The organism is Paenibacillus sp. FSL H7-0943, from assembly GCF_037963265.1.
GTDB lineage: Bacteria > Bacillota > Bacilli > Paenibacillales > Paenibacillaceae > Paenibacillus_AQ > Paenibacillus_AQ odorifer.
Map to the genome: position 1 here is coordinate 1,988,606 of NZ_CP150148.1, position 20,137 is coordinate 2,008,742.

Genomic DNA, 20,137 nt, shown 5'->3' on the forward strand with positions numbered 1-20,137 from the left:
CTGTTGTGCGTAAGAAGTTGCTAAAGGACACAGGTGACCCTAAACGTAGATTTTGAGCATATTTCGCAGGCTATCGGACCCCATGGTCGCTATTAGCAGGAAAAACCCTAAATATGAGCCGTTTTTGACTAATAGCTGCACTGGAGTCCGAAACTCCGCTCAAAAGGCGATATTTTTGCAATTAACGTCATCTGGGTCCTTTAGTCAGTCGTTGGGAGCAACAGAACTGAAGAGTAAGTAGTTACGTGGATCCAGCGTTGTCTACTTCGAGGCTTACCCAAAATGATGGTGACTAAGAATACGCAGAGTTATGATCCTTTTGTAAATGGAGGATCACTGCTCTGTTTTTTTATACAGGCAATAATGCAGCTCAGCAAAACAGGAACAGTCCATCTCCAGCGCAGTTGATATAATGAAATCACCGTACGGGGAAAGGCTGGTGCTGCACTTGAATTACAGTAAAGATATAGAAAAATGTATTGAATATATAGAAGCTCATATCAAAGAAAATATAACGGTGGAAGAAATAGCGACGGAGGTCGGATATTCGGTGTATCATTTTTGCCGAGTGTTTAGCTTGTGCAAAGAAATGTCTGTGATGGAGTATGTGCGGAGCCGAAAATTATCCTTAGCCTCAATTGAATTATTTGCTGGAAAAAAGATCATTGATATTGCGCTGGACTATGGTTTTGAAACACAAAGTGGCTTTACTAAAGCTTTTCGCAAAACCTTTGGTTATAGTCCGACACAATATGCAGCGCGGATGGATGGGTTTAGTAAAGGAAATTCAATATTTGATATCGGAGGTTATATTATGAATCCTGTTTTTGTTCGTAAGCCTGCTTTTAAGGTGGCAGGTTATGGTATCCAAACTAATGTTGCGGGTAGTATGTACACTAAGGATATTGCTTCTTTTTGGAGCCATTATGAGGGTGAAAACCTGGAGTCCAAAATGTATAAAATACTAAACCCGCCTAAACACGGAGAAGTTGGTTTATGTATTCCGTCTTCAGATAACGGTAATGCCACCTATCTTTTGGGTGTTATTGTTGAGGACTACTCCAAGGTAGAAGCTGATATGTTGACGATGGATGTCCCAGAAGCCGAATATGCCGTGTTTACAACACCTCCAGTGGATACTTCAACGGATACAGAGCAAATAGAGTTTGCCCAAGTCATAAAAAGCAGCTGGAAGTACATCTTCGAAGAGTGGTTTAAGGACAGTGGTTACGTTTATGACGAGACTAAGCTGGATTTTGAGTTTTACGATGAGCGCTGCCATTCGCGGCCAGATACAGTGATGGAGATTTACGTTCCTGTGAAAAAGTTGACTGAATAGTCGATAAGGGCAAAGACCGCGCGGTGATAATTGTAATTTCAGAAATGTTTGGACTTTAGGTCGCTGACAAAGGCGAACGCTACGCGCCTACATTTTCAAACTTCCTAACGTTACGTTCACCTGAGCATTTGCCATGTGCAGTTATTAAGTTGATATGAGGGTGTCGATGGAGGTCCGCAACGTGTTACCGCTGTGGGTCTCCTTTTTTAGGAACTCTCATATGGAAACCAATGATAATTTTGGGGTGTTTTTTTATCTAATCAGTTTATGTTTGACGAGTATGATCTTCCGTAGTGTAATAGAGTCAATAAGTAAGGTAATTCGAAAATAACAGGGAGTGAAGCAGATGATTAGAGAAGCGAGAGCTGATGACTGGAAAGACATAGCGGAATTATTAGAACAGTTGGGATATCCGGATACAGAAGTGTTCATGCAAGAAAAAATAGAAAAGCTAATCCTACATCCGGACGAGGAATTATTGGTTTTTGAGGAAGATGATCAAGTGGTAGCTTGTATTTCCATGCATTACATACCCCAATTAGGTCTGGTAGGAGAGACTGCAATTATAAGTTATCTTGTGGTGAGCAATGCCATTAGGAGCAAAGGTATTGGACGAAAGCTTGAGGAGTATTGCGCTGATTTAGCTAGAAAAAGAAACTGTGATAAAATTCAGGTTCATTGTCATTCCAGAAGAACTGATGCGCATAGATTTTATGCTCGACAAGGATTTGTTGAGGCTCCAAAATATTTCTCGAAGTCGTTAAAAGAATCTGAATCCTCATTTTAGTCATAGCAAAAAGCGGCAGACCAGGGTGTTAATACCCGTTTAGGTCTGCCGCTTTTTTTAGTTTAAATAAACTTCCGCTGCACCTTTTTGCCATCGTATGAAAAACGCGCCTTTTTGTCTTCCACAACCGTCTGTAGATGAACCGTCCGCCCCCATAAAGAGTAGATGTGAGGGAGTGTGCGCTCCAGATACTTCAGATCCAGCTCGATGCTTTCATAGCGATGAGTTATAAATAATTCACCATTCTTCTCGAAGTCTGCGTCCTCAATGACCAAGTAAGGAGACCCGCCATTGACCCGGGCGAGCACCAGTTGATCTCGTACATTTTCCCATGCTTTATCGGTGATTTTCCATTCGGGGCCTTTTTTCTCAAAAACATAAAGATCGAGGTCGTTCACCAATTCCTTCGACAGATAGCTGCGGATAAAGGAGGTATCGGATTCCAACTCACGTACTTCAAAGATTTTCTCACGGTCCCAGCGGCGTTCGATGTCTTCAAAGATTTTCAGCCCCAGATAGTAAGGATTCAGGCTTTGCCGTGAGGGCTGCACGACGGATGAATTTAGTTTTGCGTATTCCACTGTTTCCTCTTCGGTCAGATCTAGTTCGCGAACGATGCGCTGATGCCAGTAGGAAGCCCAGCCTTCGTTCATGATCTTCGTCTCCATCTGCGGCCAGAAGTAGAGCATTTCGTCATGGAGCATCGTCATGATATCGCGTTGCCAATCCTCCAAAACAGTAGAATATTGCTGGATAAACCAGACCATATCTTTTTCTGGCTCAGGGGGGAAAGCACGGTTTCCAGAGGGTGCTTCCTGTGGCCCAGTATTGCTTTTATCTAAATTCCATAATTCGTCATAAGGATTGGATGATTTCGTGCCGCCTGGAGGGGCATCTTTAAGCTCCTTCATCTTAGCTTCCAGTAGGTGAGTTTTGCCCAGCTTGCGTGGCTGGATCAGACTGGGGTCTATATGCTCCTGGATAGCCAGCACTGAATCGATGAAGCTCTCCACAGCATCAGTACCGTAGGTTACAGAATAACCGGCAATCCGATCTGCTGTAGCTGACATACTCTCGACCATATCTCGGTTGGACATGGAGAAACGCATATTATTTTTGAAAAAATCACAGTGCGCTAGCACATGGGCAACGATCAGCTTATTCTGAATCAGTGAATTTCCATCCAGCAGGAAGGCATAACAAGGGTTGGAGTTAATAACGAGCTCGTATATTTTGCTCAGTCCGAAATCGTATTGGGATTTCATTTTATGAAAGGTTTTTCCAAAACTCCAGTGTCCAAATCGTGTAGGCATTCCATAAGCGCCGAATGTATAAATAATATCTGCGGGGCATATTTCATAACGCATGGGATAAAAATCTAAACCGAAGCCAGTGGCTATTTCCGTAATCTCGGCAATGGCCCGCTCTAGCGCATTAATTTCTTCGCTTGGCATGAATCTTTCTCTCCCTCCAGCTTGGGCTTATGCTGCAACCTATTCTGACAAGGCTGCAAAGGTTCCGCGACAATGTCCGGGACTGTTCCATTTAAGTATATGGGAGAGAAGATGAGTGTATGACGTTCTGAATTTCTGAGTGAAGATAATGTGATTTTGTATACATTATTGGAAGGAAGCACTAGCTTTTTTGTATGCGAATTCTATCAACGGTATCCTTCTCGGTGAATTCGGACTCAGATGACGTTATTTGCAAATTTCCAGCCTTTTGAGCAGGGTTTCGGACCCCACAGACGCTATCCCACAGAAAGAGGCTCATATGTGGTGTCTTTCTTACCAATAGCGGCTATGGGGTCCGTTAGCATACCAAAAGTGGAATAATACTGCGATTAGTGTCATCTGTGTCCGATAGGTGCCCAATAGGTACCCGATAGAAGCTCCATATGTGTTCGAAAAGTATTCCATAGGTACCCATAGTACTCCACAAGTATCCGATTAGTACTCCACAAGTGTCCAATTAGTACTCCACAAATTCCCGATTGCTCACCACACAAGCATAAGCAGTCGAGAGAACGTAACCTTCCCCAGACTACCCAAACCCTCAATAGACAAACCTCCGTTGCGCCCAATAGCTGAAAAGGAAGATTGAAGCCTCGGTCAGTAGCTTGGCGGCGACAAGCGGAATAATCAGCTTTTCATTATAGAAATAGAGTAGCCCATAGTTGAACAACAATGCGAGGATCACCAGCGCAAAATATTTGGGAAGCGAAGCCTGAATCTTGGAGCGTTTGCCGCCTGTGAAGACGTATTTTCGGTTCATAGAATAGTTAAAGACAGAGCTGCACAATCTCGCGGCCGCGACGGACAGGAATAGGTTATGGCTGAGCCTCTGAAACAGGAATAAGAGTGTGAAGTCGAGCAGGGCTGACAGCAGCGAAGAAGTGCTGAACATCAGTATCGGCAGATAAATCCGGAAGGAGTCCATCAGAGGCCGGAAATGGGATGATTTATTATCGTCCAGATAGACGGTATCGATGTACTCTTCCGTAATGGTGTACCCCTCTTTATGGGCAGTCAGCAGCATGTTCATTTCATATTCAAACCGTTCGCCGGGAATCTGGCATAGCCAATCAAGCATTGATAGGGGGTAGCCGCGCAGCCCAGTTTGTGTATCATAAATCTTAGTACCTGTAGTTAAGGAAAAGACCGTCCGGGTTACAGAGTTGCCGAAGCGGCTGCGCAGAGGAATGGTTCCGGTGAACCGGCGGCTGCCGAGTACGATTCCCGGAGTAGTCTGGTTCCGCAGAGATTCAACGATCCGGTTAATATCATAAGGCAGATGTTGGCCGTCGCTATCCGCGCAGACTACATAATCCGGCAGACCAGTCTCCTGAATATACTGGAACCCTGTCTTCAGAGCACGTCCTTTTCCGAGGTTGACTTCATGGGTTAGGACAGTGCAGCCGAATGCTTCTGCCATATCGAAGATTCCACGGTAGTGCGGGCCGCTGCCGTCATCCACAAGAACAATAGGTTCGAGCTGGAAATTATGCAGCTGTAAAATCAAATCGAGCAGTCGTTCATCTGGCTCATAGGCTGGGATCAGTATAGTCATGATGTTGCACCCTCCTTGATATAAAGAATGTCGCTGACGCCCCGCTCCTTGTTTTTGCCCTGCGGATTATTTACGACCCGTCCCATGAAGTACATAGTGGATGAACCACCGCCGTCCAGATTGTAGGCTTCTGTGGCACCAAGGTCGGACATTACATCGGCTAGCTCAGTAAGGGTCATCCCACGGCTGTACCCTTCATTGCGCCCGTCAACTACGACAAACACATAATGGTTTGGTGCGATCATACCAACTGCGGTGCGGGGATTCGCATTCTGTATGGAATGGTTGCCGAAGTTGGTATCGATTTTGACATTGCTGAAATCACTGGCAATCTCCCCGTCCTGAATCAGAATCGGACCAAAGGAAAGGGTATCGGTGGCCCCTTGCGCCAGCAGTTCAGAGGAAGAAATCTCTTCCTCGTTATAGGTTTGCATTGTCCCATCATCGAACAGCGCCATTGCATCCCGCACAGGATCATCACGATACACCGTGCCGTTACGGATAATCACTCCGTCATTGCGGAAGCCATAGTAATCACCGTTGATGGCAAAAATCGCATGGTTCGCGGAAGCAATGTCCGAGGTATCCTCAGTGATGTTTGTTCCAAAGCTGTTGTCGGCAAAGGCAGTGCGCAGGCTGCTCGCTTCCTTGAGGACGATATCAGCGACAAAATAAGTGATCTGGTCTGAACCGGAACCGGTCTGCACTTGGTCGATCTGGATCTGAATATCATCGCTGGAGTAATTCCAGTCGTCAGAGGTTGCGTTAACTTCGGCAGTTGTAACGGCTGTAGCTCCTGAGCTGCTAGTTGTAGCTGCATCATCCGCAACTACGACTTCGACATGTTCGATTAAGTAACGATCTGCCAGACTATATATCACTGTGCCGAGAAGCAGGAGGACAATGATCATCACGATCAGCAGCTTTCGTTTGAAGCTCCAGGCTTGCTTACTTCTCTTGTTCAACATTGAAGCATCACCTCATTTTGTAAGTTGTTAAGGCCATAATACCTGGGCTACCTTTAATGAAACTGAAATAAAAGCTGAAATAAAAACCGAAATAGTAAGAGCTCCGGGAAATTGGTATAATTTAACGAAGAGGTTTTCGACTACGGGGAGGTTTGGACATGCCACAGCGTGTGCTGCTGATTGAGGACGACGAAGCAATCAGTGAAATGGTCAGGTCTTATTTGGTAAAAGAAGGTTATGAGATTGAAGCTGTATTTGACGGTGAAGTAGCGGAGAGAACATTTCGGACCGGTGGTCCATTTGATCTTGTGCTGTTAGACCTTATGCTGCCGAAGCGAAGCGGGACTGACATTCTTCAGACTATCCGTGCGGGGAGTCTGGTTCCAGTGTTGATCATGTCCGCTAAAGACAGTGATGTAGATAAAGCGCTTGGGTTAGGCTTTGGGGCGGATGATTATATTACGAAGCCCTTTTCTATGATTGAGCTAGCGGCTAGGGTGAAGGCAGCGATCCGTCGTGCAGGTTATGCATCTCCCAGTATCCAAGTGGAAGATCAAGCTCCGGTGAAGCAAATGATCTCCATTGGCCGATTGACTGTAGATTTAGATAACTTCTCTGCGTTGAAGAACGGGGAAGAAGTAAAGCTAACGTCGAAGGAATTTCATATTCTTAAGCTGTTTGTGACGCATCCGGGCCGAGTATTTACCAAAGCGCAGATTTATGCGAGCGTATGGGAGGATGATTATTTCGGGGATGAGAACGTCATTAATGTACATATGAGAAGATTGCGTGAAAAAATAGAAGACGATCCCTCCCATCCCGAATACATTAAGACGTTATGGGGCATCGGGTATAAGCTGGGAGAACAGCTATAATGATAGCGGTGCTAGGTGTTGTCATTGTGCTCTTACTCGCCGTCATTGTGTGGCAATATCAGAATTCGCGTAAAGCTTCTAATGATTTGCGATATATGCATGACAAGTTAAGCAGCATTATGGAGGAAGGCTCACATGAAAGATTGCTGCTGTTCAGCGGTAATTTGGAGCTGCAGAGCGTGCTGATTGACCTGAACCGGCTGCTGGATATCAATCATAAAGGAAGCATTGAGCGCGTTAGGCTGGAGAAATCCATGCGTAATATGCTGTCTAATATTTCTCATGATCTTAAGACTCCGCTAACGGTTGTGCTTGGTTATATTGAGACCATTCAACAGGATGAGCATTTGCCGGCCGGGGAACGGGAACGAATGATGAAGATGATTCATCAAAAAGCCAATGAAGTGATCCAGCTGATGAACAAGTTTTTTGATTTGTCCAAGCTAAAATCAGGGGATCGGGAAATTGCGCTTTCACGAGTTGAGGCAGGTGAAGTATGCAGACGCAACATCCTTTCTTTCTATGATATCCTCAGCGCTAAGGGCAGTGAGGTGGAGATTGAGATTCCGGATGAGGCTGTTTACTTCATGGGAAATGAAGAGGCTCTTGATCGAATATTGTCCAATCTGTTGTCGAACGCAATTTCTTATGGCGACGCTGGGGGCGTATTAGGATTAAAGCTCTATAGTGATGAGAACAAAGTATACATAGAGGTGTGGGACCGGGGAAAAGGCATCAGTGAAGTACACCAGGATAAAGTATTTGAGCGTCTGTATACGCTGGAAGACTCAAGAAATCGGGCTTATCAAGGCAGCGGTCTAGGTCTGACGATCACCAAAAGATTAACGGAGCAAATGAATGGAATGATTACACTGGTTAGTCAGCCGTATGTGAGAACGGTGTTTACCCTTACTTTTCGCAGATTACGCTTCTAAGGAATAGAATTGTGCGCAGCTTAAGATTTTCGTAAGAAACGAGTAATAAAAAAGAAAATTCTGCTGTGTACAATAAGAACTAAGGAAGACGAGACGAAAACAAAGGGGAGCGCGGAATTGACTACAATACTTCGGACAAGAAATTTAACGAAAACCTATCAAGGTAAAGAAGTCGTCAGCAATGTGAATATGAATATTAAGCAAGGTGAAATTTACGGGTTTCTTGGACCCAATGGTGCTGGCAAAACTACCGTGATGAAAATGGTCACGAACCTCGTTAAACCTACGAGTGGAGAAATTGAATTTTTTAATGAAAAAATGACTGAGCATTCTTACGAAATGCTGAAGCGGATGGGCTGCATCATTGAATATCCAGTGTTTTATGATAAATTGACAGCCAAAGAAAATCTGATTTTGCACGGAGAGTACATGGGCTATTATGATCCGCAAGCGATTGGTGAAGCGCTGGAGCTGGTAAAGCTCACAGGTGTCGATAAAAAGCCGGTGAAGCAATTTTCACTTGGGATGAAGCAACGTCTGGGTATTGCCAGAGCCTTCATGACGAAACCTGAGCTGCTCATTTTGGATGAGCCGATTAATGGGCTAGATCCTGTGGGAATCAAGGAGATGCGTGAAGTGTTCCGGATGCTTAGCCGTGAATATGGAATGACGTTACTTGTATCTAGTCATATTCTGGGGGAAATAGAGCAGATTGCTGATACGATCGGTGTGATCCGGCAGGGTGCTCTGGTAGAAGAAGTGGCGATGGATTCCATTCGTGGCCAAAATACTGAATATATCGAAGTGGTTACGAATGAGATTAATAAAGCAGTGTATGTGTTGGAGCATAAGCTTGGGCTTAATAATTTCAAAGTGCTGGACCATATTACAGTTAGAATATATGACGGTGGAATCTCACAACGTGATCTGAATAAGGCGTTAGTGCTAGCAGATGTGGAAATTGAAAGTATCAGCAAAAAACAACATACGCTGGAAGATCATTTTCTGCAATTGATTGGGGGTGAAGGCATTGCTTAAATTAATATCTTTGGAGATTCGGAAGAATAAGCTAAAAACGCTTCTTACAGGTGCAGCAATCGTCAATCTTGCGATTCTTGCGTTTATGATTATGGTTTTATTCGTTGATCAAAATGAGAGCGAACCGTCATTTGCTTCTTATGCAGAGTTGTTTGAGGGCGTGTTCGTTTTTGTAAAGGCTGCTTATATTATTTTCGCTTCGGTTATTATTAGCAAGCTGGTGATTGATGAGTATAAGAACAACACCATTACTCTTCTCTTCATGTATCCTATCTCACGTAAAAAGCTGATGACTGCGAAAATATTGATAGTGTTCGCCTTCACATTTGTGGCCATTATCGTGGCAGATATTGTAGTCGGCGCTATCCTAGTAGGATTCAATTCCTTTGCAGGGCTTATTCCGGGTGAACTGACCCTTCATGTAATCACTTCAGAGCTGATTAAGTTAGGCGCAAACGCTTTTTACGCAGCGGGTATTGCTCTAATCCCATTGTACTTTGGAATGAAGAAAAAATCGGTCCCTGCCACCATCGTCTCAGCTGTGTTAGTTACCTCCCTAATTTCTGGGGGATTTGATCAAGCTCGCTTAGGTAATTTAGCGGCGGTGTCGATCTCACTTGGTTTGCTAGGAGCAGGTATTGCCTATATGGCTATTCGCAACATTGAACATAAAGATATAGCCTAATAGATTCGGAATTCACCCCCTTTTATAACCCTTTTGTAACGATGAAAAAGCATCGTGATTGGGTTATAAAGGGGGAATTTGACGTTTATCTACGACTGATTTCCGTAATTTTGATATAATAGATATGAAATATATTTTAAATTTTAGATGAACATTGCTCGTTTAGGGGTAATGATAATGGATGAGAGAGCCTGAGGGGATGTGAACTGTGGATAAAGACTGGACGTCCATTCTGAGACGGTTGCTTTCGGAAGAGAGCGCTTATAAATCGTTATATGACCATCATCCTGATTTGATATTCGTTCTGGATAGACAAGGTCGCTGCGTAGGAACCAATCGAACTTTTCATCTAGGCTTGAGCGCAGAAGCGAAGTTGCAAAATACAAGTCCGATATCAGCAAAGAGAAAAAAACTTGGCAATATTGCTAGTTTTGAGGCTGCTCTGCAGGGGAACTCCTCAAGCTTTGAGCTACAAGATTTAGAGAATCCCAAAAAAGGCTCAGATTGCGTAGGCGTTAAACTATTACCGATCAGAACGGAAGAAGGGATCGCCGGGGTATTCGCGATTACTCAAGTGGCTAACGGAAGCGCTCTTTTACATGCAAAATTGTTACAAGACTGGCTAGATGAATTAGCGGACACCTTAGATACTGAATTACCTATCACGGGCGAAGTGGAGATCAGCTCCAAAGATACCTCAATAGTAGCTGTGAAGGATCAACAATCGAGTCTCATTCTGAATTCCGTCTCCGCGGGAATCTTTGTGCTGGATACAACGGGGCGCGCTCTATTTATTAACCGTGAGGCAGCGGATATGTTAGGCTACCAACCAACAGAATTGATGGGTTTGAAGCTTATGGATTATATCCATCATATCCAAGGTGATGGTTCGCGTTATTCGACACCTGATTGCCAGATTAGTCTTACGATAGAGGATGGAATCATCCGTAAGAAAGATGATGAGATCTTCTGGCGTAAGGATGGCACCAGTTTTTTTGTTAATTATCGGGTAGCACCTCTTATTGATGAAGGGCTGATCGCCGGTGCGGTTATTGCCTTCAGTGATATTACGAATGAGCGAGAAATCATTCGTGCGAAAGAATCAGCAGAGCAGGCAGCGCAAGCCAAATCTGATTTCTTAATGATGATGAGCCATGAAATTCGGACGCCGATGAACGGGATGATCGGAATGGCTGATCTATTGTTGGATACTGAACTTGGAGAAGAGCAGCGAGGTTATGCCGAGATTTTACGCAGCAGTAGTTATACGTTATTGCAGATCTTGAATGACATTCTTGATTTCAGCAAAATGGAAGCAGGTAAAATGTCACTACAATCCGAGAAGTTTGATCTCCGCGAGATGATCTCAGACGTCATTGATTTATTTGCACCGAAAGCGGAAGAGAAGAAGCTGGCATTACGTTGGTGGATGGATACTAGCGTTCCAACCATAATCATTGCTGATCCGATCCGCTTGCGGCAGATTGTCGTGAATCTGGTAGGCAATGCGCTGAAATTCACGGAACGTGGGAGCGTGACCCTATCGGTGAAGAACATTCCACTATCTGATGAACAAGAATTTTTGTTGGAGTTTTCAGTGCGGGATACAGGTGTAGGAATTGCCGGTAACAAACTCAATCTATTGTTTCAATCTTTCTCACAGCTGCATCCGTCCATAAACCGTAAATATGGAGGCACAGGCTTGGGACTGGCGATTTGTAAACAGCTTGTGGAGCTGATGGGTGGGACGATCTTTGTAGAAAGTGAAGAGAATCAAGGTTCTACGTTTCGTTTTATGTTGCCTTGCAGAGCAGAAGATATAGAGCTGGAAGTAACTTCAAACTAGGGGGGTTACACACAAATCTCCGGTCCATTTGCTTAAGAAGCAATGGCCGGAGATTTGTGTGTTATTAGTCCTGAAGCATATACATGAGACCTACAGTATGCGGCCCACAATGGCTGCCAATTACACAACCCGCATGGAGGATTGCTATTTCATTAACTTGAGTTTTCTCTCGTAGTGCTGCCTCCAGATAGAGCGCATCTTCTTCCGCCAAGGTATGGACCACGATGAGCAACTCATTATCCATTCGATCGACATGAACCAAAGCGTTCTGGAGCATTTGTTCCACAGCTTTTTCTTTTTTGCCACGGATTTTGCTGGTAGGTATGATGCTCCCATCTACCAGTCTAAGAACAGGACGGATTTTGAGCAGACTACCGATGAAGTTCTGCATGCCTGAACAGCGTCCACCCATATATAAGTAATCTAGCGTATCCACAACGAATTCAGTTTCCACAAGGCTGCGGCTGTGCTCCAGCATGGCTGCAATCTCTACGGCAGAGTGGCCCTTTTCAGCAGCTCTGACAGCCTTCATAACAAGGAGGGCAATGCCTCCGCACAAGGTTTGCGAATCTATAACCTGTACGCGTCCCTCAGGAAATTCCCCGGCAGCCAAAAGTGCATTCTGATATGTAGAGGATAGTGAGGAGGAGAGACTGATATATACAATATCTTGTCCGCTGCTAATCACGGGTTGAAATGCAGCAATGAAATCTGCTGGCGAAGGTGCTGCCGTTTTCGGCAATACTCCACTAGCGGCTACACGGCGATACACTTCCTCGGGTGTAATATCTTCACCATCTTTGTAGGTACCTTCTTCAAATACAACATAAAGAGGAACGATGCCGATGTCATAAGTATCCTTCCAGTTTTGAGGTAAATCGGAAGTGCTGTCTGAAAATATTTTTACAGTAGACATGAAATTCTCCTTCACCGATAATTCGGATGACAATATTCATTATAGAACTACATAATCTATTTATTATACCAAGACTATGCCAATTCTCAAAATGAAATAGTAGGCAATCACAAGAAAAAAGACTATCGGGATTTCGATAGTCTTTTTAGTTCTATTCTTTTTTCGTAACAGGGATCCATATCTCACAACGATAGTCCTCTGCGTCTGGTCTCCCTGGAAGATATAGCTCAAACTCAGGTCCGCCTGTGTGCTCGTAGCCTGTGGAAGGGAACCACTCCTGGAAAATGCGTGCCCATACCTGCTGGATCGCATCAGGCATCGGCCCTACTGAGGTGAACACAGCCCAACTTGCAGCTGGAATTGTTGTAGAAGCAAAGCCCTGTGCATCAGTCTCTGGAGTAGCTTCGACAGCGATCCAATAGGAGAAGGTTTCTTTATCATGGTTCATGTCAGAGCAGATGCCTAATAAATCCTTATCTTCACCGAGCTCAATCAGCTTATCCGACGTACCATTTTCATTAGCTTCTATCCACAACTGAGGGATGCGGCGCAGATTCTCCCCATCCTTCGTTGTCATTTCCTCTACTAGTCCGATAACATTAAAGGCGTCTCTTTTCTCAATTCTGTAGTCCATTTCTTTATCTCCCTTCAGTGATAGATGGAAGGAGAGTCTAGGGAAAGCCTTGAGCTGTACCCCTGACTCCCGCGCAGCAGAAGGAGTAATTCCATGTGCCTTGCGGAATGCTTTGGCAAACGACTCGGGCGAGTCATATCCGTATTTCAGTGCAACATCCAGCACTTTAACTTTAGAAATAGCAAGCTCCTGTGCAGCCAGAGTTAATCTGCGCTTACGGATATAGTCTTTAATAGATATTCCGGTAAGCATATTGAACATGCGCTGGAAATGAAAGGGGGAGGAGTAAGCAACCTTGGCGATTTCTTCAATGGTCACAGATTCCTCCATCTTGCTCTCCATATAATCTAAAGCTTCTTTCATGCGGATAAGCCATTCCAAGTCCGTCATCTCCCTTTAAGTTCATACTATCAGGCTGCATTTGCAAAATCCTGTTATTCCGTGCTCTCTAATGACAGGTAGCAGGCAGAAGGATAATCTCATAAAAAATCATCCTAAATAGTATAACTCAGGAAGATAGACAAAGTTAGTCTTTCAATCGATACACTCTTGCTTCATAAGGTCGTAATAATTCCCGTGTGGGTGCATCATCAGGGTAATTTCCAATAATAAGTTCCGTAGCCTTACTTAGCTCTGCGGAAAGATCAACAGTCTGTGGAACCTCATTGAAATTGAGCAGCACCAGCCACTTCTCGTCATCCAGAGTACGCGTATAGGCATAAATATCCTCATGCTCTGGCAAAAGTAGCTTGTATTCGCCATAAGCCATGATCGGATTTTTTTTGCGCAAAGCAAGCAGCCTTTGGTAATAATAGAAGATGGAATCCGAATCCGCCAGGGCCTGCTCCACGTTAATTTCCTTGTAGTTCGGATTAACTTTGAGCCACGGCTCCCCTTCAGTAAAGCCGGCATTCGCAGAATCATCCCATTGCATCGGAGTGCGCGCATTATCACGGCCTTTGATATGAATAGCGTTTAGCACGCTGTTAGGATCAGCGCCGCCTTCGGTAACCTTTTCGCGATACATATTGAGGATTTCAATGTCTTTATAATGTTCAATGGCTGTGAACTTTACATTAGTCATCCCGATTTCTTCGCCTTGATAAATATAGGGTGTCCCTTTCAGCGTGTGCAGTAAGGTAGCGAGCATTTTGGCAGAGATCACACGATACTTACCGTCATCCCCGAATCTTGAGACCATACGTGGCTGGTCATGATTGTTAAGATAAAGACTATTCCAACCCTTATCCGCCAGACCCACTTGCCATTTATGAAGAATATCGCGCAGCTTCGACAACGTCCACGGGGCTACGTCCCATTTGCCGTCAGGACCCGAGTCCACATCCATATGCTCGAACTGGAATACCATTTGCAGCTCTTTGCGTTCCTCGTCCGTGTAAAGGATGGCATCTTCAACTGTAGCGCCAGGAGTTTCGCCGACAGTCATAATGTTATAGTTGGATAACACTTTGTCATTCATTTCATGTAAAAAATCATGAACACGTGGTCCATTCATATAATATTCGCCACCCCAAGCAAGTTCCCCGGGAGCAAGGCCGTCTCTATGAGAGGAAGGGAGACCTTCCACCTTGGAAATCATATTGATTACATCCATTCGTAGACCATCCACACCCTTGTCGAGCCAGAAGGTGATCATCTTGTATAACTCCTCACGCAGCTGCGGATTCTCCCAGTTGAGATCCGGTTGCTTGCGCGAAAACAGATGCAGATAGTATTCACCAGTGGTTTCATCCAGTTCCCAAGCCGGGCCGCTGAATACAGAACTCCAATTGTTGGGGCGCTCACCATCTGGTCCACCCGGACGCCAAATGTAGTAATCGCGATATGGATTATCTTTTGAAGAACGGGATTCTACGAACCAAGGATGCTCATCTGAGGAATGATTGATTACAAGGTCCATCATCAGTTTTATGCCACGGGCGTGCAATCCAGTCAGTAATTCTTCCCAATCCTGCAATGTGCCGAACTCATCCATAATATCTTGATAATCGCTGATGTCATAACCGTTATCGTCATTTGGTGATTTATATACAGGTGACAGCCAAACTACGTCGACACCTAGCTTTTGCAAATAATCCAGACGTGAAATGATTCCTTGCAGATCTCCAATCCCGTCACCATTGCTATCTTGAAAGCTGCGGGGATAGATTTGGTAGACAACGGCTTCTTTCCAAAAGGTTCTGTTCATTCAAAATCACTCCTTATATAAGTTATCTTCCTAAAAAATAAAGAGACCCCAAAAGCATTAAGCTTCAAGGATCTCTTGGGTGTAAGTTTTATACTGTGACGGAATTGCTATCAGCAGTGATGCTGCTTAGTCCGTTTACGGTATATTCTTTGTCGTAGATAGTAATAGAAGCAGGGATATCAGTTTCATTCGTAACAGTAACTTGTGCATCCGTAACGCTTACTTTCAGACGGGAGCCGCGGAACATGATTTTAAAAGAGTAAGCGGTCCAGTGACCTGGGTTAGATGGGCTCAGTGTCAGTCTGCCGTCATGCACGCGGAGTCCGCCGAAACCATGTACGATTGACATCCAAGTACCAGCCATGCTAGTGCTGTGCAAGCCGTCTTCTGTATCATTGTTATAGTTATCAAGATCCAGTCTTGAAGTACGCAAGTACATTTCATAGGCCTTATCCTTATATCCCAGCTCACTGGCTAGAATGGAGTGGATACAAGGGGAAAGGGAGGACTCATGAACAGTGATCGGTTCATAAAAGTCGAAGTTACGTTTTTTGGTATCGAGATCGTAACGGTCACCCAGGAAATATAATCCCTGAAGAACGTCTGCTTGTTTAATGAAGCAAGATCGCAGGATACGGTCCCATGACCATTTTTGGTTAAGTGGCAGATGCTCACGTTCCAGATCTTTGACTTGAATGATCTCTTTGTCCAGGAAGCCATCTTGTTGTAAGAAGATACCCAGCTCTTCATCCGCAGGATAATACATCTTAGCAATGATGTCTTTCCATTTTGTAGTTTCGCTCTCTTGCAGCCCTAGTTTGTCAACTAGCTCAGCATAACGAGTAGGCTCATTTTCTTGCAGGTATGCCAGTGCTTCCATGGTGTATTCCATAGTCCACGAAGCCATACGGTTCGTATACCAGTTATTATTAACGTTATTCTCATATTCATTCGGGCCCGTTACGCCGAGCATTACGTATTTGTCTTTTCGTGATGCATAGTGAACACGTTCTTCCCAGAAGCGGGAGATTTCCACGAGAACTTCAAGGCCATATTGTCCCAGATAAGCTTTGTCTCCGGTGTAGTTCACATAGTTGTAAATGGCGTAGGCAATGGCACCATTCCGGTGAATTTCTTCAAATGTAATTTCCCACTCGTTGTGGCATTCTTCACCGTTCATAGTAACCATTGGGTATAGCGCACCTTTTTTGAATCCAAGCTTACGGGCATTTTCTTTAGCTTTCTCTAAGTGCTTGTAACGGTAGATCAACAAATTGCGGGCAATGGAGGAGTCCGCCGTACTGAGATAGAAGGGAACGCAATACGCCTCTGTATCCCAGTAAGTGCTGCCGCCGTATTTTTCACCGGTAAAGCCTTTAGGGCCAATGTTCAGGCGGTCATCTTCACCATTATAGGTTTGATTGAGTTGGAAAATATTAAAGCGAATCGCTTGCTGAGCCGAAACGTCACCTTCAATGATGATGTCGCTTTCTTTCCATTTTTCTCTCCAAGCTTCAATTTGTTCGGTCAAAAGAGTTACAAACCCGGCTTCCTTAGCAGCTTGCAGAGCAGTTTGGGCGGCGTCGACCAATTGTCCCAGACCGTGATTCCGAGAAGTAACATTGGCTACATATTTATAAATGACGATTTGATTGCCCGCTTGTGCGGTTACGTCCAGTTTGCTGGCTACATATTTCTCTTGTTCGATGACTTCGGCTTCGGCAGTTACCTTCTCACCATTGACAAGGATATCAAAAGCCATAGCAGAGGTGACATGGAAGTCGAGTTTCTTAGTCTTTAGAGTGAGATGTCCATGATCAGGTCCCGCTTGTTTCTCAACTTCATTCCAGAATTTCTCGTCATAGTTGGAATCCTTGTTCTTCACATCACCATCAAGATAAGGAGTAATCGTAATCTTGCCTGAGAAATTGACAGGAATGATGGAATAGCGAATCGCGCCGATTTCTTGACGAGTCATGCTTACGAACCGGATACTTTCTACTTTAACTTCCTTACCATCTTCGAGAGTGGCAGTGAAGCTACGGGAGAGCGTTCCTTCTTTCATATTAAGTACACGGCGGAATTCGGAAACGGTGCACTTTGCCAGGTCAAGGGGGGTACCCTCGATATCAATGTTAATACCGATCCAGTTCGTGCTGTTAAGTACTTTGGCAAAATATTCAGGATAGCCGTTTTTCCACCAGCCGACACGTGTTTTGTCAGGGTAGTAGACGCCAGCCATGTAGCTGCCTTGCAGGCTGTTGCCGCTATATTGCTCTTCGAAATTGGCCCGGCCACCCATAAATCCGTTACCAAGACTAAATACGCTTTCAGAAATTTCTTGCGTCTGTGGATCAAAGGATTCCTCAATAATGGACCATTCATCAATTGTTAAATATTGTTTCACGATAACCGCTCCTTTAAATATGTTAGGGGGATATATAAAATGAACAAATCTTTTGTTAAACTTCCAGTGATATAAAAGTGACTGCGATGAATCTTTGGACTTTCGATCGCTGTTATAATCAGATTTCTATATTTAAACCACATTTTGCGGATGAAATCTGATTATAAAGGCGAACGCTAAGCTTCTACAGTTCCAAAATTCCTCTCCGTCACTTCATCACCAGAAAGTTAACGATTAATTATTAGTTCATTTAATCTCTGGTAGGAATGTCCATAACAACTCAAATCAGTACTATTTGAGTTCATTATGTTCACTATATTTATGCAAAAGATTCTTTGAGCACGGACACACTCATATGAGCGAGCGATGGAACCACAATATTCGCTGCACTGAGGGTTTCCGGCGAACCAATGCCAACACTGAACATACCGGCCCGGGTAGCGGCCTCAATTCCCGCTTCTGCATCTTCGAAGACTACACAATGTTCAGGTGCGGCATCCAGTGCTTTGGCTCCTAACAGGAACACTTCCGGATCTGGTTTAGCAGCACTAGTGTGAGTTCCATCGATGATTGCATCAAAGTAAGGGGTTAATCCGGTATTATTCAAGATCGTCATTGCATTTTTACTGGCAGAACCGAGAGCGACTTTGATGCCATTCGCGCGGCACTCTTTTAGGAAATCAAGCGCACCTGGGAGAATCTCAGAACTGTCCATTTTCGCAATATATTCGACATACCGATTATTTTTCTGTTCCGCAAGCTTAGCTTTCTCTTCTTCATCAATCGTTAGTCCGCCGATTTCCAGCAAAATATTTAGTGAAGCCGTTCTGCTGACTCCCTTAAGGCGTTCGTTATCTTGTTCTGTGAAAAGAAATCCCAGACCATCTGCAAGCTCTTTCCAAGCGATATAATGGTATTTTGCTGTATCGACGATTACTCCGTCCAAGTCGAACAAGCAGGCTTTAATTTCCGGCATTGTAGTACCTCCTAAAAGTTTTGACAGCGTCGTGATCCAGCGGATGCCGTATTAGAATCTTATTAAACCGTTTAAACTTTGATTAAGATGTGTAAGTTTATCCTAACCTAAGATCCTAGAAATCACCCATAAAGAACTGGATCATTAAGTATTGTATGATTTAGCGCAAACGTTTGTACAGATTTTCAAAAAATAAATGAAGCGAATAAACGCTTCACTTATTCATTCGGTTTCATGCTTTGCGAGAGAGTGCATGGATGACTCTCTCACGATCAGACGATGGGGAATAACAAATCGGTTAGTATGACCTGAACCGTTATCCGGACTCTTGATATTTTGGATAAGTACTTGTGATGCGGTGTAGCCAAGATGATAAATTCCTATATCAATACTGCTGATCGGAGGACTAGATAATTCAGATAATGGAATATTGTTAAAGCTTACAATGGCGAGATCGTCTGGAACCTTGTATTTCAGTTCGTTCAACCCACGCAAAATTCCGAACGATACCATGTCATCCACCGCTACCAGCGCAGTGGGTCGATTCGGCAAATTCATGAAAAAGGACATCGCTCTGTAGCCGCTATCCTGTAGAAATTCACCCTCTACAATCCATTCATCCCGCATTTCTAAACCGCTATTCTGCAATGCTTTACGATATCCGGCGAGACGGTCACGAGAAACGATTAGATTAGGTGGTCCACTTACGAAGCCAATACGTTTATGCCCCATGGAAATGAGGTGGTTCGTAGCATCGTACGCTGCCATCACATTATCATTATCGACTGATAAAATATTCTCATATTTATCACTTCGGCCAACAAGCACGAATGGATAATCGTTGCTCTCTAGAAAATCAATAACGGCATCATCCGTACGAGAGTAAAGCAGAATAACGCCGTCAACACGGCGACCCTTCAGAAGTCGTGAAACGGCTTCCAGTTCTTCTTTCTCGTTCGCTCCGGAACTTATCAGCACATCATAACCGGAACGGCTGGCTTGTGTAACGATCCCGCGAATTAATTCCATAAAAAATAGATTAGAGAACAGCTCTTCAGCAGGTTTAGGAAGACTGAAGCAGATGCTGTTAGTAGTTTTCGACACCAAGCTCTTAGCCATCATGTTAGGGGTATAGCCCATATCCTCCATAATAGCTTTAACTTTGCGGGAAGTTTCCAGGCTGATTCTGGGATGGTTGGACAATACCCGGGATACCGTGGAGGGAGATACTCCCGCTTTCTTGGCCACATCCTTAATGGTAACTGTCATTGAAACCTCCTTATGGAACCGTTTGCTTTACACAGTAATATTAATCTAAGAGTTCTAAATTGTAAATAGATAAAGTCATTCAAAAGGAGGAAATTGCTACTTTTGGAAGGAACACAAGAAATTTCAATGTAATATTGTTGCTTTTCACCAAAAAAGTATGAATGATTCGGGAATTTTGATCTTA

The 20,137-nt window shown here is 44.1% G+C and carries 16 protein-coding genes; 7 read left to right on the plus strand and 9 right to left on the minus strand.

Annotation, left to right across the window (positions count from 1 at the left end; all coding sequences use genetic code 11):
- Window positions 1-412: 412 nt before the first annotated feature.
- Window positions 413-1,339, plus strand: coding sequence for an AraC family transcriptional regulator (locus NSQ55_RS08565; RefSeq protein WP_254857052.1), 927 nt, complete (start codon window positions 413-415; stop codon window positions 1,337-1,339).
- Window positions 1,340-1,685: 346 nt separating this feature from the next.
- A complete protein-coding gene (locus NSQ55_RS08570; RefSeq protein ID WP_076184672.1) occupies window positions 1,686-2,126 on the plus strand; it encodes a GNAT family N-acetyltransferase in 441 nt (146 codons plus the stop codon).
- A 62-nt stretch (window positions 2,127-2,188) separates the two neighbouring features.
- Here the strand turns inward: NSQ55_RS08570 and NSQ55_RS08575 are convergent, their stop codons facing one another.
- From NSQ55_RS08575 to NSQ55_RS08585, 3 genes are all read right to left on the minus strand, one after another.
- On the minus strand, window positions 2,189-3,580 hold the full coding sequence (locus NSQ55_RS08575) for a SpoVR family protein (RefSeq protein ID WP_076184671.1): 1,392 nt from the start codon (window positions 3,578-3,580) through the stop codon (window positions 2,189-2,191).
- 601 nt (window positions 3,581-4,181) lie between these two features.
- On the minus strand, window positions 4,182-5,195 hold the full coding sequence (locus NSQ55_RS08580) for a bifunctional glycosyltransferase family 2/GtrA family protein (protein ID WP_339172624.1): 1,014 nt from the start codon (window positions 5,193-5,195) through the stop codon (window positions 4,182-4,184).
- A complete protein-coding gene (locus tag NSQ55_RS08585; RefSeq protein WP_076184669.1) occupies window positions 5,192-6,163 on the minus strand; it encodes a phosphodiester glycosidase family protein in 972 nt (323 codons plus the stop codon). Before NSQ55_RS08585 ends, NSQ55_RS08580 begins: the two co-directional genes overlap by 4 nt.
- A gap of 158 nt (window positions 6,164-6,321) precedes the next feature.
- Here NSQ55_RS08585 and NSQ55_RS08590 point away from each other — a divergent pair, with 158 nt between their 5' ends.
- The 5 genes from NSQ55_RS08590 (at window position 6,322) to NSQ55_RS08610 (ending at window position 11,542) form a co-directional block, all read left to right on the plus strand.
- The gene (locus NSQ55_RS08590; RefSeq protein WP_036684414.1) at window positions 6,322-7,038 is read left to right on the plus strand and encodes a response regulator transcription factor; all 717 of its coding nucleotides are present in this window, start codon (window positions 6,322-6,324) and stop codon (window positions 7,036-7,038) included.
- On the plus strand, window positions 7,038-7,973 hold the full coding sequence (locus NSQ55_RS08595) for a sensor histidine kinase (RefSeq protein WP_339172627.1): 936 nt from the start codon (window positions 7,038-7,040) through the stop codon (window positions 7,971-7,973). Before NSQ55_RS08590 ends, NSQ55_RS08595 begins: the two co-directional genes overlap by 1 nt.
- A 117-nt stretch (window positions 7,974-8,090) precedes the next feature.
- Window positions 8,091-9,011: an ABC transporter ATP-binding protein gene (locus tag NSQ55_RS08600; protein WP_076126453.1), complete on the plus strand. Its 921-nt coding sequence runs from the start codon at window positions 8,091-8,093 to the stop codon at window positions 9,009-9,011.
- Window positions 8,995-9,696 carry an ABC transporter permease gene (locus tag NSQ55_RS08605; RefSeq protein ID WP_256717259.1) on the plus strand — a complete coding sequence of 234 codons (702 nt, stop codon included), beginning with the start codon at window positions 8,995-8,997 and terminating at the stop codon, window positions 9,694-9,696. The genes NSQ55_RS08600 and NSQ55_RS08605 overlap by 17 nt, the downstream gene beginning before the upstream one ends.
- Window positions 9,697-9,904: 208 nt before the next feature.
- Complete coding sequence (locus tag NSQ55_RS08610) at window positions 9,905-11,542, plus strand: PAS domain-containing protein (protein ID WP_076184666.1); 1,638 nt, start codon at window positions 9,905-9,907, stop codon at window positions 11,540-11,542.
- Window positions 11,543-11,606: 64 nt separating this feature from the next.
- Here the strand turns inward: NSQ55_RS08610 and NSQ55_RS08615 are convergent, their stop codons facing one another.
- The 6 genes from NSQ55_RS08615 to NSQ55_RS08640 all read right to left on the minus strand — a co-directional run bounded on the left by NSQ55_RS08615 (window position 11,607) and on the right by NSQ55_RS08640 (window position 19,953).
- A complete protein-coding gene (locus NSQ55_RS08615) occupies window positions 11,607-12,458 on the minus strand; it encodes a DegV family protein (RefSeq protein WP_076126458.1) in 852 nt (283 codons plus the stop codon).
- A 151-nt stretch (window positions 12,459-12,609) separates the two neighbouring features.
- Window positions 12,610-13,473, minus strand: coding sequence for an AraC family transcriptional regulator (locus tag NSQ55_RS08620; protein ID WP_175617329.1), 864 nt, complete (start codon window positions 13,471-13,473; stop codon window positions 12,610-12,612).
- 145 nt (window positions 13,474-13,618) lie between these two features.
- Window positions 13,619-15,301: an alpha-glucosidase gene (locus NSQ55_RS08625; RefSeq protein WP_076184664.1), complete on the minus strand. Its 1,683-nt coding sequence runs from the start codon at window positions 15,299-15,301 to the stop codon at window positions 13,619-13,621.
- Window positions 15,302-15,389: 88 nt separating this feature from the next.
- A complete protein-coding gene (locus NSQ55_RS08630; protein WP_076184663.1) occupies window positions 15,390-17,708 on the minus strand; it encodes a glycoside hydrolase family 65 protein in 2,319 nt (772 codons plus the stop codon).
- Between the two features lie 319 nt (window positions 17,709-18,027).
- A complete protein-coding gene (gene pgmB, locus NSQ55_RS08635; RefSeq protein ID WP_076126465.1) occupies window positions 18,028-18,684 on the minus strand; it encodes a beta-phosphoglucomutase in 657 nt (218 codons plus the stop codon).
- A 222-nt stretch (window positions 18,685-18,906) separates the two neighbouring features.
- Window positions 18,907-19,953 (minus strand): LacI family DNA-binding transcriptional regulator, encoded by a 1,047-nt coding sequence (locus NSQ55_RS08640; RefSeq protein WP_076126466.1) that lies wholly within the window; start codon window positions 19,951-19,953, stop codon window positions 18,907-18,909.
- Window positions 19,954-20,137 lie beyond the last annotated feature (184 nt).